The organism is Acinetobacter sp. WU_MDCI_Abxe161 (assembly GCF_025514355.1).
GTDB classification, from domain to species: Bacteria; Pseudomonadota; Gammaproteobacteria; order Pseudomonadales; family Moraxellaceae; genus Acinetobacter; species Acinetobacter pittii_E.
The window spans coordinates 181,432-195,463 of sequence record NZ_JAHPTU010000002.1; the positions used below are offsets into that span (position 1 = coordinate 181,432).

Consider the following 14,032-nt stretch of genomic DNA (forward strand, 5'->3'; position numbering starts at 1 on the left):
TGACAAAACCGCCATCGAGGCGGTCATAAAATGAATATTTTGTTAGTTAGTGGTGAGGATCCGGATAGGGATAATGGCAATCGCCTGATCATCCAGCATGTTTTCTACCGCTTCATATACTTCTACTGTGCCCTCGATCCAGCAGTGCTCTACCAAACCACCTAGGGTTTGATATTCGCTAAATTCTGGATGTTCAGGTTTGATAGCTTCACGTACACGATCAATAAAAATATTCATCTGTGATGATGGAGGCTTTGCAGTATCCGACTCATGGATATAGAGATAAACCTCTGCGGCTAGCTCAACTTTTGAATCTAAACCATGTACCGGCACTTCTTGTTGATTACCTTGTGTGATAAACATCGCTGGTCGCTGTTCTGGCGTTACATGGTTAAAGTGACGTAAACGGCGACTTACGGTAATCAATCCTTCTACTTTTGTACTTAATCGATCAAACAACGCTTGATAGATTGCTTCGCTATCCACTTGCTAAACCCCGCTCAATTGCTGCATCAATATTTTTCGGCACAATCTTGGCCACGATATCCAGTGAATCACGCATAAAGCGCAATTCTCTAAAACGTACATTCCTTGAATGAGCTTTAATATTGACTTGAACTGGTGATATAGGTCGTCCAAAAGCCTGCTTAATTGTTCTTAGGTGTGCTTTAACTCCTAAAGAACCATTTAAACCAAACTCATGTGCAGGTGCATATGGCACTAAAGCGCCACCAGCTCCCACCGTTCCCTCTATCGAATCCTTATCCTCATCCACTTTAGAAGAAACGGATCCACGCAAGCGGCCTGACTGTACATTCAGCCTTTGGCCACTCAACATATCTTCCTGAATAATCCGCTGTAAGCGCAAAGTAAGAGCGTTAATCGTGCGTCTTATTTCAAACCTAACGCGATTATTCATCTCATCAAAGTTGACTTGGCTATCAACACGATAATCGCTCATAGCTTAATTACTCTTTAGCAGATGCTGCCGATTTCTTTGGCTCAACAAATTCGACAAAGCGTTCAAAACCTAAAGGCTTTAAAATATGGATAATGTCATTATCAGATTCTAAAACACCGTTTTTGATATCTAGGTTTTGCCCGGCAATAACGATTTTGGTTGGCTTGTAACCTTCTGGTGCCTGATATTTAAAAGGCATGGGTATCTCCTATACGACAAAAGCACCAACGCCTAAACGGTTAGGGTTTGTACCTTCATCATCAATTGGAATTGAATTTTTTAAGGCAAGGTAGCGCTGGCCATACATGCTGAGATCATAGAAAGCTTCTTTCGATGATCGAGAATAACTCACACTTTGGCCCGCGATAGTCATGCTCGAGGCGGTACCAAAAGCAGCACCACTGCCGCTTGCAATACCTACTTTAAGAATATGTGCTGCATACAGACCTACAGCACGTTCCTTTAATGCGCCAAACTCAATTTGAGATACGACCAGATCTGCTTCTTCTAATGCATCCTGAATTTTTGCATCAGGCAAACTGACTAAAGTCGTATCGGTAGAGAATTTCTGGCGAAACGTTTGTACGTCCATATGTCTGCCTTATTCCTTAGCCTGAGCTAACTTTGCCTGTAGTTGCTCTAGTGTTTCATCATCACTGAACGTTACTTCAAGCTTTGTTAATTCAGCTTTCACGGCGGCCAAAGCAGCTTCATCAGCTGCCTTTTGCTGTTCACCTGCTGCATCGTTTGATTTGCCGCCTTTACCACCACGACCACCAGTTTTACCTTTTGGCTCATCATCTGGGATTTCCTGAATTTCAAGATCACCTTTTTCTACAAGTGACTTAAAAGCCTTCCCTTTAGAAATACGTGTGAAATCCTCGGCGCTGACTTCTACTGTTTGGCCTTTACCGACCTGAATTCCATCAAAAGAAAAAGCGGCCTGAGAGCCGCTGTAAGTAATTTTTGGCATGTTTAGTTTTCCTTATTCAACATCGTAGTAGCGGAGAGAATCGACACGTTTTAAATAGACACCTTCATACATATAGTGTCCTGGTGTACGCATCACATAATTGATAGGTTGAGCTGCCAAGAATTCCAGTTCATTACAACGGAAAGTAATACAGCTTGGATCACGGCGATAAATAATGCTGCGGTCTGTACCACCTTCGCCTTTTCCTTCTAACGTGCTTTCAGAAGTAAACGTTAGTGTTTTACCTTGCATTGCAAAAGTATTCTTTTCCTTAATGTATTCAAGGAAAGTTTTACCAGCAGAGTCTGGAACAATACGGCTTGCTAAAATCGTGAACTTATTTTCAGGCATCACGAAAGTATCTGGTTGAACACTGCTATCAAACTTTGAAGCATTGGTAGCGCCTTTAATCGCCTTGTTAATGTCTGCAAGAACAGCTTCAACTGTAGCGGTTGCATAATCTAATGTTGAAGTAATGACCTCTACACCAGTCTGGTTATAAAAACCAAGTAAACCCGTTTCAGGTTCACCAAACCATGCAACATCACTCATATGGTTTTCATAAGCCAAACGAGCAGCAGCAACTTTGTCTGTAGTTAACTGGATACCTGCTTTCAATGCTGCTGCCGCATCAAAGATACTAATTTCGTAACCAATAACACCCGGCTGTACGGTGAGTTTTACTTCATCGTATACAACCTCTGCCAATGGCACATCATTACCTTGACCTGAGAAGCGTTTACCACGTCCAACACCTTTCTTACGTTGTAAGACACTTGCAGAACCAATGACCGCACCTTCTAAACCTTCGATTGGTAAATACTTCGCGTACGCTTGAGCTTCAGCAAGCTGCGGCGTCATTTCATCAATTGATTCAAGCTTTAAAAGCAACTTGGCAAAGTTATCTAAATTAAAAGCATCACCAACGGCAATTTGCACCCCATGTGCAACCGCCGATAAGCGAATTTTCATTTGTTCTAATTGTTTTGACATTTTTATGCTCCACGTAATCGAAGGATTGCTAAACCATCAGGACTTGTGATGGTTTCCCAAGAGGCATTAGGTAGTTCAGTAGAATCTAATGCTGCAGATGAAAGAGATCCTAACGGCGCTTGTGCTGTTGGGTTCGAGGTACGGACATACACCTTTGCCTTGATATCAATTACAGGTGCAGTGGGTTTTACCCAGATTGAACCAATCTGCATGATCGGTGCGCAGTCTTTGGCTTGATAGGCTTCTTTACCTAAAGCATTTTTTCCCGACTTACCTACATGCTGAAAAACAACCACACCAAATTTTGTATTGGTAGCATCTGTTACAGCACTTACGGTTTTACCATCTGCTGATTGAACAGCTACTTCTCCATCGCTTAACACTGTAGTGCCAGCGACCGCCAAAGATAAGATTTCTTCGGGCATATGGAGACGAGCTCGCATACCCGGAATTGCTTGAGGTGTTAATGACATTCTCTTTTCTCCAGAAACTTAGAAGCTCTGTTTCCAAGCTTCTTTTTTGTTGTTGGTTTTCTTCTCTTCACCACCAGCAGGTTTGCCATCCCCTGCATTAATGTTTTGTTGATGGTTAAGTGCATCGGCCACCGGGTTAGATGGATGAGTTCCTTTTACAGCTGACAATGCGCGGAAAGTTGTATCGATCTGATCTGGCTTTGCATCACCTACAGCAACGCTACCCATTAAAGCTGTTACTAACGCATCACCCGCTTTGGCTGCAATTACATCGCGCTTGATTTGCTCACAAGTGCAACCTTCTGTTTTTACCGTTGGCACCAATGCTTTAGCATCGGCAATCACAGCAGCACGTTCGGCAGCGGCTTGCTCAACCTTTTCTGGAGTCATCTGGTTCTTTTCCAGATCTCCCACTTTTTGCTCAAGAGTGGTTTTTTCGGTATGCAATTGATCTACCACTGCTTGAACTGCATTTAGTTCATCACCGATAGAAAATTGTTTATCACCGACTTTAAGTTTTGCAGCCTTCAAGTTTTCCAGATGCTCTTGTTGCTGCTTTAATGCATCCGCCAAGGGCTTGTTATCGCCAATGTCAAAACGAATACCGTTTACTGTTACTTCCATTGTTTTCCCCTTTGGAGTCTGCTTTTCGTCACCGATTCGGCAATCACCACCACAACGCCCGTACTTAACGAGAGCTATGTGATCACCATTAAAATTAATAAATTTAGCTTGGTACGGCGTACCGTCTGGTGCTGTACCTTGCTCAACAACTAACATGGCCCCGTAGCCAAGCGACATCTCAATGCGCTCGTTATTTTGAATAAGGTCAATACTGATCTTGTCCTTAATGAGCAGATCACCCACTAGATAATCACCTTCCTGTCGGACGTTGTCACAATAACCAATGTGATAATCCTTCCAGTTAGAGGCATTAATTTCATTTTTAGGTGGGTGATAGTCAGTAGCATCTACGCCATTGAAACTTGCAATCGTTTCAGGTTTAAAGAGCTCTTCTGCAGGCGTATAGATGTTAATAATCTGGTCTGCTGAATATCCCTCTAAAGACGGGAACTCATAGGCGTAGTACTGACGGACCTGAGGCGCTTTAGCTAAGCGAACATTGACGCATTTCAGATACCCTTCTTTGGTAAATGAGCGTGTCGATTCACTTGGCGCAAAGTCACCTACCTTGAAGAGGTAAATGTTTTTCATAAATTGCGCTCAATAAAAAAACCACCCGAAGGTGGTTGATGATTAAAAATATTTCGTCTAAATATTTTCATTTATATAAACTAAATTATTTAGGTAGTTAATTCTTTCTTTTCATAGTCTTAAAAGCATGTTCTGAATCATCTCCCTCATATGTGCTGAGTCTTACCGCACATTCTAAAAGTATTATTCTACCTACCATTATCAATCTTTCTTTATCATCGTGAAAAGATTCCAGAAAGTTATCGATAGTACCATGCAGTATTCTTGAACGCCCATCTTCATAAATTCTCTTAGAGAACTCATGAATACTTATTGTTTTATTACCCTCACAATTAAATAAAGTTTGATTATCTTCTTTATTAAATAAATTACATATTAGCTGTTTAATACCATTATTTTTACTTCCATGACTTAAAGTATCTAAACAACTTGCCAGTTTAGTAATAGCAATTGCATCATTTGGTTCTCTTACTCCTTCAGCATACCAACTCAATGCAAAAATCCATTTATTTGCCAGTTTAGGAAACTTACAATTCTTTTTATCAGTTAATCCATCAAAAATAATTTTGAAATAAGATAAAAATTCCTCTAAATCTTCTCTATTTTCATTACGATGGTTTTCATTCTTGAATATTGGTCTTACATGTTTTCCAAAATGGAATCCTAGACCATTTAAATATTTCCCATTACTTTGAAGTGTATATGTACGTGTTGGTAAGCTTCTTTCTAAATGCAAGATTTGCTTGTAAAATACAGGAAGTCCGCCTAAATACAAGGAAATCATATCTAAAGCAGATTTCGCTAAAATATTAGCAACTCTTTGTGATAATTCTTTTTCGTATCCCTTTACAGTAATTTTAATAATTGCATTATTCCCCTCAATAAATTTGAACATATCATTAGCAATACCATTTAATTCTACTTCCTCATTTTTTAATTTTCTTCTTACTAATTCTTTCCATTGTTTATTATGCTCAGTATTTCCATAATAGTTTTCTTTAGCTTTTTCTGAATAATCTACAATATTTAGCCAATTTTCAATTGAATAAATTTCTACATCACCAATTTTTATAGATTTAGAAAGTTCTAATTGAACAGTTTTTGCAGGTATATAATGAATATACTCATCTTTAAGTTCATTTATTAGTGCTTTCAACTCTAAACGTATTTTTTTTAAGTTTTCTTTAGAACTATGGTCTTCAATATTAAAACCATCCTCGGTAAAAATATTAACTATTGATCTTTCTAAAATTTTTCTAAATTGTTTTTCTTCAATTCCAATTGGCTTGTCAAAATTTGGAAATAAGCCTTCTGAGAGTTGAGCAAGGTAAATTCTAAACTGTTTATTAAACTGACATTGAATACCATTTTTTCCAGTTGAAAAACCAGTAAATTCCTCACCATCAAAGTCTTCAATATTAAATTCAAATAATTCTTTAATTAATAAATTAGCAATTTGTTTAAGTTCCACATTTAGTTCCGAACTATTAAATCACCTTTATAATATCGATAAATTTTTCTAACTAAAACAGTTAATTGCTAATTTTAATATTAAATTAATATATCCTCATAGTTAGGCAACGCCGTGCAACGACAGCGAACCTTTTGTCCGGGATGCCCTCCATCTGGCGGCGAATCCCATCTAAAAGTCTTTCCTTGGTGACTACGGCACAACGGCCTTACCCTTTCATCTTTAGACGTTTGCCAATCATATGTCTCAACACCCATTGAAAGCTGTCTGGCTTGGTTGATTTGGCCGTTAATCTTACCCATCTGATCACTAGCAATAAGACGTGCACGATAATCAGTAGATAAACCCAATTGCTTAATTGCTTTGGCCAACTCTTCATTTGTCTGGCCAGTCTGCAAAGCATTGGTGATTAGAACTTCAAGCTTATCGGCGTATTGCTGAGGAATAGACTTAATCAAACTGACGTTTGCAGTAATGTTTAGATCTACCTCATCTTGAATATCAGCAGCTCGGTAAAATGGCGTTAGATCCACACCAATAATTGTTTTGGTGTGCTCTGCAATTTGCTTGTCCACTTCCTTTTGAGTATCAGTCACAACTTTTGTGGCCAACGGTCGGGAAACCTCAACAACATATTTTGTGAGCTTTTCTCTAAACGCCGTCATCATGTCAGAGAACCAAGCATCACCAATGTTTTGGCCAACCGTTGGAATAACTAGATCCTTGGTTTGATCCTGACAGTATTTTGAAATAGCAAGCAATTGCCGTGTGTAATAGAGCTCTACACGGCGATTTACGTGCACGGCTCTAGGTTTAGAAGCTTTTCGCCCTTTCTTACGTTTCTTCGCCTGCTGGAGGTGTGGTTTCAGGATCTGAATTATCGTCGTCATCCGGCTTCACCATTGTTTCAAGCTCTTTGATGTGATCTTCATCGATCACTGAATAAACGCCGTCAATAACAAGCTGCTTCGCTATTTGCGGCTCGGTAATGACGCCCATTTGAAGATATTTATCGTCACGTTCTGCGTTAGCTTTCTCAACTTCAGAGCGAACCTTAGCGTCTAGCTGCCATAGCGGGTTAAATACAACATCCAAGCTTGGAATCAGACGACCAAATGTAGCTTGACAAATAACTTTTAAAAGCTTCAGCATGAACGGCTTTAACATCCATATTTGCTTAGTAGCAATACTGTCGTAATAGTTCCGAGTGTCATGCTCACCAGTTGCGTTCATTCCTGCAGGTGATTGGCCAAATAAAATGGTATATGGCATATCGGCAGCACCAGAAGTTTGAATCGAATATTCACGCATAAGATCAGGTAAACCACCAAAGCTATAAGATTTAGAGTCATACTCTTCCTCTTTATCTAAGACGATCATACCGTTCAAGCCCTTAAGCAATCCGACACTAAGAAAACGTTCAGCTACAGATTTCATGTCTTCTTTGATCTTATCGACCAAGTTGGGTGTTCTAATCACATCAATTTTTGATTCATGGACTAAACTAGCGGTCGCTTTCTTAACTGCAGCATGATCAAGTAGATCCTCATAAACTTCCTGTAAAACACTTACAGGCTCTTCATTGACCACATCTGCATGGCCAAATTTAATTAAGCGTGTGTGGTGGATCCGTTGGTTAGATTTGCCATCAAGCTTAAGCTTGTAAAACTCAGGTTGCTTTAAAAGCCCGCCTGCTTCATTTGGCGGTAAATACTTTGAAGTATCGGCTTCAATCTGCTTTTTCTTGAGTACCGTAAAAAACTCTAAACGACCAACACCTAGTTTGTTTAAATCGAAAGGTTGATCTAAGTTGCCGCCGTCCACCGTACCTAGAAGAACGTAGCAAACGCCATATAAGCGTGAAAGAACCAAGCTAGACAAGAGAATCCCATCTAAATTAAAAGTCTTACACGCCTCTTTAAGCTTCTCTAAATCATTATCCTGAATTCCCTCATAGAACCACCCAGCTCGGAGCATGTCACTTGCTGGTCGGTTCACAATTCGTTTGGCTAACCAATGTTGATAAACCGCCTCTAATTGTTCATCTGGAATAGTCTTCTTAACGAATGATCCATGTGATGCCTTATCGCGATCTGTACCAATATTTGAGACAAAGTTTGTATACGCCCCTGCATCGCCAATTGCATCGGACTTTTTATTTTCAGTCATAATTTCCTCTAATCAAATACAGTTGGCTTTTTAGCTAATGAATCATTAATCGCATCAATGGTCGGGTCCCACTGGTCATCATGATCATGTGACCAATCAGCGGTGAGTCCTTCGATTTCTTCGATGTAGTTCAATAACCATGGTGCGTTTGCAGGCAACCAAACGCGCTGATCTTCAACATAAAGAATGACGTCCATTGTCCGTGACAGCTTGTCCTCATCACGCTGAATTGCCCTAATAGGTAATGTAGTTTCTCTAGATATAGATTGAATCAATCCAGTACCACTCGCCTTATCTTCTACAGCCATGTAACGCAGCTTGCCGATTTTGGTGTTACTGTCCTTATGCTTATTGATAAAGGCTTTAGCCTCCTTCAATAACTCAGGTGCTTCCCATTTGCCGCGCTTCACATCAATGATGTAAAGGTTATTGTCATAGCCAAGACCAGCACATAAGAACACTGAAAAGTCATTATGCTTTTTGACCTTCTGTGCTGTATCTGCCCATACAGCCCGCCATTTAAGAACAGGTAAATCAAGATAACGTGGGAACCATTCAGCCTTAACAAGATCACCGCCAAGCTTTTTCGGTGCTTGCTGATATTGGCTTGCAAAGGTATATCGCGATACCGTAGCGCCGTCTTTATCCTGTCCGCCTTGTTCGAGTTGCAATAGCGATTGCAATGATTCTTTCAATGGCCAATAGCTTTGACGGCCTTTCGCATCTCGCTCAACATTACGTGGAATTTTGCTTTGTATTTTTTCAGGCAACTTACTGATGTATTCATCATCAATAAGCGCAGGAATACTGATCTGCTCCCACTCACCAGGCACATTACCAGTCATTACAAAGTTAGTCGGATCTTCAACGTGCAAACGCTGCATGATCAGAATAATTGGCGTGTCCGATTTAGCTTTACGCGAGTTGACCGTGTTTAGTATCTTACGGTTAGCTTTACGTCTCGCTGTTTGGCTAAATGCATCCTCAGGTTTTAAGGGGTCATCCAGAATAATCGCACCGGTAAATCCTTCATCCGCTAATGTACCGGCACGGCGACCTGTAACCTGCCCACCCATTGATGCAGAATAAACATGACCAGCGTCATAGCCATCGACTGTGGTTTTCCAACTAGACTTAGCGTCTGTACTGGTAGAAATCTTTACAGGCCACAAATTCTGAAAGTCTTCTGACTTAACAATATTTCGAGCCGTTGCAGATACATCCTCTACAAGTGACTGTGAGAAAGACAAATACAAAAAGCGTGATCGAGCATTACGGGCAATACCACGGGCAATAAGGTTTGTAAGTAATTCAGTTTTACCGCTTCCGGGTGGAACGTTAATAACTAAGTTTTTAACCTTCCCTGCAATAACCTCGTCGATCTTGTCGGCAATATATTCATGATGCCAATTGACCGAAAACTTAAAGCCCATGCGAGGCAAGAAAAAACGCCGTGTAAAGAATAAATGTTCTTTCTCACAGCGCTCTTGCTCTAACTGCATTTCAAGCAAGTTAGTATTTAGTTTCGAGTTCATCCATTGCCTGCCTTATTTGTTCAGGCGTTGCTACGACATGGGTAACATGCTCAGGGTTGAGTGGCTGACCATCTGCACCAGTAAACTCTGTCTTATTGGTGTACTTTCCTCCCATATCTTCTGCAGCTTGCTTAAGAATGCTTAGAGCTGCTACCCGATTTCTACTGTGCTTTTGATATTGACTTTCATAACGCTGCAAACGCACCGCTAAATTTGCAATGGGGATTGCCTCAGGCTTACCCAAAAACATTTCGCGAGTCTTTTCAAAATCAACTCTTAACTCTTCGCTTAGGTTCTCACCTGCCCGTTTAGTTGGGTCGTATTTCTCACACTGCTGTTTTGTTACTTTTACCCCGTATTCTTGGTTGACGAGCTCAGCAGTTTCTGTGGGTGTATTAAATACGGCAAGTGAGCGAACTATAAAGAGTTTTACCTCTTTTTTTAGAGCCGCCATATCCTCAATCCTGTCAACCTACGTCAACCTAAATAGCCAAAAAAAAGAGCCCTAAGGCTCATCATGTAATAACGCAGTTTCCACAGCATTTTGATATATCTAAATCAGAAACAAACGGCGGGTTTTTAGCGACTTCAATTAGGCGCTTAACGTTTTCATTTGCGCCCCAGCGTTTGACCACACCGATAAACTCTTCCACATCGTGACCAGCTAAATAGTGCTTTGGTAAGCCAGTATGATCACTATAAATAATCTCACCGTCTTCATCACGCTCTACGCCAATGTGGTAGAGCTCATGTTCTAGCAAAGCGCAGAATTCACTATCATTGGCTTTATCGCAAAAGGTAGCGTCGATAGTGATTAAGTATGTCGGCACAAATCCGAACCAATCCCGCATTTGTTGTTCTTGGCGAGCTTTCTTCCAGCCGCCTTGTTGAAACATAACCTTTTCACATTGGCCTAATACCATACGCTTAGCTCGCGTATACGCAGAAGAAGCCCAAGCAAATGCTAGAAACTCTTCATTGTCATGAAGCAGCTCAGCGATATGGTCATGGTCCGGGTTGTGTAGAGGACCACCGAGCGTAAGAAAATTAGCAATAACCCATTTCTTTAAATCTGGTGCCGGTATTAAACGGATTGCTTCCTCTTCTTCAGCTTGATCAATAAAGTCTAGTTGCGGGAATGGTCTGATCTGATCCATTAAATATTTGCCTCTTCAAGTTTTTGAGCCACTCACTAGCGTATTCAGTTCTTAACTGTAATGGCCCAGTATCATCGATCCTGCATCGAGAAGCTGTCTCTATACGAATTACTGTATAGCCCATCTCCTCAGCTACGTCGTAACGATCAAGACTCCAAGCTTTATTCTTAAGCTTACCCTTTCGGCCACCTGACCAAGGACCTCCAGCAATTTCAACTAAAATACGATGCTCTATTAAATGAAAATCAAATCGCCAGTGCTTCGTTGATTTAATTTGAAACTTCTTTTCGTATTTAATTTCCAGAACATCTAAGGATTGAGTAAATTCTTCCTCAGCTTCTAGATATTTTTGAGTAGCTTTAGGCAATGGTCTGCTTTTAGGTTTTGTTTTGGGCTCTTTTTTTCTTGTTAGCCAAAAATAATCTTTACTGTCCATACCTAAGACCTTTTAAAGAAACCCCTAAGGCTTATTATTGAGACGGGCAATTAACTTATTTTGCTTTGTAATGGTCAAAAAAAATCGCTCATCTAATTGAGCGACTTCGTTTTGTGTTAAACCTTTTGTTGTACAGCTTCCCAAATGATTAAGCTCTGTTTGGAGCTGTCTAATCTCATTTATGTTTTTTTGAAATTCAGTCATACATGCTCCAAAAGAAAAAGCCCACCAAATGGCGGGCTTCTGTGTATAAGTTCTAAATTAAGAAAGATATGGGTATTTTTCGGCTAGATACTTATTGGCGATTTTTGTAGTTTCAGAATAAGGAAGTTCAGCACAAAGCCAAAATCTATAAGTATTTTCACCAACAATATAACTCTGACGGTTATAGGTTGATTGTTTGCTTGAATCTAATTCACAAGCTTCAAAGTATGTACCTTCACGGTTATTTACAACTTCACCGTCCAAATCACCGCCAATACAGATATACATTTTTCTAACCAGTTTTTATTCAAGCTGGACTATAACATAAATAAAAAAAGCTCATTCCCTATTTAGAAATGAGCTATGTGAATTCCACAAAACCTGAAATCCTAAGCGTTTGGTGCTTAGCATATATGAGATTAGAACTTTTAACCTGCCTCAGCAATTAGCAGAACTCATGCGTTTAATATAATTTGGTGTAAGCTAGAAACCAAAAAAAAGCTCAGCCAATAATTGATACTTTGCGTGGCTCTGGTTAGTAATAATTAAAGTCATAAACTCAGGTGAAATAATTTTCTACTCTAGCTTTCATTTTAGGATCTAAATCTTCCTGCATAAAGAAACAGTCCCGATATTTTTCAATCAATAAGTGGATGAATTTCTGCTTATCGGGAACAGTATGTGCCAATATTAATTGTGATGAAGCTGTGATTAAATTATTAGATTGTCTCATTATTGTCATCACTAGATTCTCATCAAATCCTATTTCATCGCGCGTAAAAGAATGTTTACCCGTATGAACGAATGAGTTCAGTTGGTTGAGATGATACTTTTTAAATTCAGCAAACATATTAATTACTGGTTTAGCAGGTAAAACAAGTTTCTGCAGCATATCCAACATTTCACTTAACATAGGAAATGTGTCTTTGATAAACTGCTCTTCAAAAGTATAGCCAAAACTTAATTTAGAAATTTGAATATTAGTTGCACAAAACAATAGCCAATAGGCCCTTACGGCAGACTCAAACTGTGAACGGAATAAGACCATTGCTTGAATTGGCATATCTAACGTCAATAAAGTATTCACCCCAATTCCATGCTCAAATGAAATATAAATACATTGCTCAACCAAATCTAATCGTGGACCGCAATCAATCATTGTGCTGTTTATGATCTCTTCTTTAAGTTCCAAGATCATTTTTAATGATTTTTCTAAAAGTATTCCCCGTTCCATAAATTTACTTATCTAAAATTTTATAATTGAATCAGATTATAAGTTAAAAATTATACTGGAGGCATTAGATGAACATGAAGGTCGACTTCATTTTTCATAAATTTTACCCATAAAAAAACCGCCTAAAGGCGGCTAAACTACCAAGATAGTCTGAAGGTTATTTTTCTACCATCTTGATTAGGGATAGTCTCAACAGTGAATTTACGATTCTCAAGCTCTGCCACTACCTCCTCAATCAAACGTGGATATAACTGTGCTGTGTGGTATTCTTATGATGCGAAATTATTCTTCGCTAGAGACATATTTTTTGCTGATTGAAGAAGTTCATCTAATATGAAATCACGAGATAGTTGCTCTACTTGATTAGAGTTAGCACGAGCTTGATCTGCATTAAAATCATTAATCATTTTATTACCCTTTTATGAGTTAAGTCCTTAAATTACCTTAATTTTGAAAAAATAAAAAGCCCCGCCAATAATCGATACTTAGGCGGGTTTCATATGCCGAAATACGTTCGGCTAGTTGACTCGCATTGCGCAAATACAAGTCAGGGTTAAAAACTATTACTTTTCTTTTCTTTTAATAATTTTCACATTAACCCTTCCCGTTTGTTTCAAAAGCCAAGAATTTCTATACATTGCGTATCCCATATATGACCTTTTTATTTTATTAGAAATATCTGCCACGTTGTTATATTGCATAATAATGTATTCATCATCTTTTTCTTGAAATCTAACTCTGTTTTCAACTTTATTCATTTCTAAATCAAAACCATTATAAATTGTATTCATTTTATTCCAGTATTCATAACTTAAGTCTTCAAGTTCTTTATCCCCAATAGCTTCACTTAAAAAACTTAAAGTTCCAGTAGTGGTATGAATTTTTATTTTAAAGTCAGATAATTTGCTATTTAAAGAGCTTAATCCATCAGGAATTTTCTCATAATTTATATATGCATTCCTCAACAAATCCATTGCTTCACTTGCTAGGAGCATAGTTTCATTTATTTGTACAATTAAGTTTTTTGATTCATTAGCCAGAACTTCATTACTCTTTTGAAAATGCCAAACAATGTAAACGATAAAAGCAATTATAAATGGTGTGAAGGCCTTGAAATATTCTAGAAAGGAACAGTTATCCACTTTATACCCCTTTGAAAAATTACATAATACATCAAGGTACATAGAAACAAAAAAGCCCACCTTTTGGCG

At 39.0% G+C, this 14,032-nt stretch carries 19 protein-coding genes; all 19 read right to left on the reverse strand.

Translation table 11 applies throughout. The features are described from left to right. Positions 1–42 precede the first annotated feature (42 nt). The 19 genes from KTI78_RS02715 to KTI78_RS02805 all read right to left on the reverse strand — a co-directional run bounded on the left by KTI78_RS02715 (position 43) and on the right by KTI78_RS02805 (position 13,963). Positions 43–486 carry a hypothetical protein gene (locus KTI78_RS02715; protein ID WP_262445116.1) on the reverse strand — a complete coding sequence of 148 codons (444 nt, stop codon included), beginning with the start codon at positions 484–486 and terminating at the stop codon, positions 43–45. Then, positions 479–961, reverse strand: a complete 483-nt coding sequence (locus KTI78_RS02720) for a hypothetical protein (RefSeq protein WP_262445117.1) — start codon at positions 959–961, stop codon at positions 479–481. The genes KTI78_RS02715 and KTI78_RS02720 overlap by 8 nt, the downstream gene beginning before the upstream one ends. A gap of 7 nt (positions 962–968) precedes the next feature. Continuing rightward, positions 969–1,160: a hypothetical protein gene (locus KTI78_RS02725; protein WP_262445118.1), complete on the reverse strand. Its 192-nt coding sequence runs from the start codon at positions 1,158–1,160 to the stop codon at positions 969–971. A 9-nt stretch (positions 1,161–1,169) separates the two neighbouring features. Continuing rightward, complete coding sequence (locus KTI78_RS02730; RefSeq protein WP_262445119.1) at positions 1,170–1,553, reverse strand: DUF4054 domain-containing protein; 384 nt, start codon at positions 1,551–1,553, stop codon at positions 1,170–1,172. Between the two features lie 9 nt (positions 1,554–1,562). Continuing rightward, positions 1,563–1,934: a hypothetical protein gene (locus KTI78_RS02735; RefSeq protein WP_262445120.1), complete on the reverse strand. Its 372-nt coding sequence runs from the start codon at positions 1,932–1,934 to the stop codon at positions 1,563–1,565. A 12-nt stretch (positions 1,935–1,946) separates the two neighbouring features. Continuing rightward, positions 1,947–2,927 (reverse strand): DUF2184 domain-containing protein, encoded by a 981-nt coding sequence (locus KTI78_RS02740; protein ID WP_262445121.1) that lies wholly within the window; start codon positions 2,925–2,927, stop codon positions 1,947–1,949. Positions 2,928–2,929: 2 nt separating this feature from the next. After that, positions 2,930–3,400: a hypothetical protein gene (locus tag KTI78_RS02745; RefSeq protein ID WP_262445122.1), complete on the reverse strand. Its 471-nt coding sequence runs from the start codon at positions 3,398–3,400 to the stop codon at positions 2,930–2,932. Between the two features lie 18 nt (positions 3,401–3,418). Next, the gene (locus tag KTI78_RS02750; protein WP_262445123.1) at positions 3,419–4,615 is read right to left on the reverse strand and encodes a DUF2213 domain-containing protein; all 1,197 of its coding nucleotides are present in this window, start codon (positions 4,613–4,615) and stop codon (positions 3,419–3,421) included. Between the two features lie 97 nt (positions 4,616–4,712). Next, a complete protein-coding gene (locus KTI78_RS02755; protein WP_262445124.1) occupies positions 4,713–6,086 on the reverse strand; it encodes a HEPN domain-containing protein in 1,374 nt (457 codons plus the stop codon). A gap of 80 nt (positions 6,087–6,166) precedes the next feature. After that, complete coding sequence (locus tag KTI78_RS02760; RefSeq protein WP_262445125.1) at positions 6,167–6,976, reverse strand: phage minor head protein; 810 nt, start codon at positions 6,974–6,976, stop codon at positions 6,167–6,169. Next, positions 6,921–8,255 (reverse strand): DUF1073 domain-containing protein, encoded by a 1,335-nt coding sequence (locus tag KTI78_RS02765; RefSeq protein WP_262445126.1) that lies wholly within the window; start codon positions 8,253–8,255, stop codon positions 6,921–6,923. The genes KTI78_RS02760 and KTI78_RS02765 overlap by 56 nt, the downstream gene beginning before the upstream one ends. 8 nt (positions 8,256–8,263) lie before the next feature. Further along, positions 8,264–9,790 (reverse strand): phage terminase large subunit, encoded by a 1,527-nt coding sequence (gene terL / locus KTI78_RS02770; protein WP_262445127.1) that lies wholly within the window; start codon positions 9,788–9,790, stop codon positions 8,264–8,266. Beyond that, the gene (locus KTI78_RS02775) at positions 9,768–10,244 is read right to left on the reverse strand and encodes a DUF2280 domain-containing protein (protein WP_262445128.1); all 477 of its coding nucleotides are present in this window, start codon (positions 10,242–10,244) and stop codon (positions 9,768–9,770) included. The genes terL and KTI78_RS02775 overlap by 23 nt, the downstream gene beginning before the upstream one ends. Positions 10,245–10,305: 61 nt before the next feature. Further along, positions 10,306–10,947 carry a putative metallopeptidase gene (locus KTI78_RS02780; RefSeq protein ID WP_262445129.1) on the reverse strand — a complete coding sequence of 214 codons (642 nt, stop codon included), beginning with the start codon at positions 10,945–10,947 and terminating at the stop codon, positions 10,306–10,308. Next, a complete protein-coding gene (locus tag KTI78_RS02785) occupies positions 10,907–11,383 on the reverse strand; it encodes a hypothetical protein (protein WP_262445130.1) in 477 nt (158 codons plus the stop codon). The genes KTI78_RS02780 and KTI78_RS02785 overlap by 41 nt, the downstream gene beginning before the upstream one ends. A gap of 24 nt (positions 11,384–11,407) precedes the next feature. Continuing rightward, complete coding sequence (locus KTI78_RS02790; RefSeq protein ID WP_262445131.1) at positions 11,408–11,587, reverse strand: hypothetical protein; 180 nt, start codon at positions 11,585–11,587, stop codon at positions 11,408–11,410. Positions 11,588–11,644: 57 nt separating this feature from the next. Further along, entirely contained in the window at positions 11,645–11,875 is a 231-nt protein-coding gene (locus KTI78_RS02795) for a hypothetical protein (RefSeq protein ID WP_262445132.1), read from the reverse strand. A gap of 271 nt (positions 11,876–12,146) precedes the next feature. Continuing rightward, the gene (locus tag KTI78_RS02800) at positions 12,147–12,821 is read right to left on the reverse strand and encodes a DUF6988 family protein (protein WP_262445133.1); all 675 of its coding nucleotides are present in this window, start codon (positions 12,819–12,821) and stop codon (positions 12,147–12,149) included. A 563-nt stretch (positions 12,822–13,384) separates the two neighbouring features. After that, positions 13,385–13,963 carry a hypothetical protein gene (locus KTI78_RS02805; protein ID WP_262445134.1) on the reverse strand — a complete coding sequence of 193 codons (579 nt, stop codon included), beginning with the start codon at positions 13,961–13,963 and terminating at the stop codon, positions 13,385–13,387. Positions 13,964–14,032: the final 69 nt, after the last annotated feature.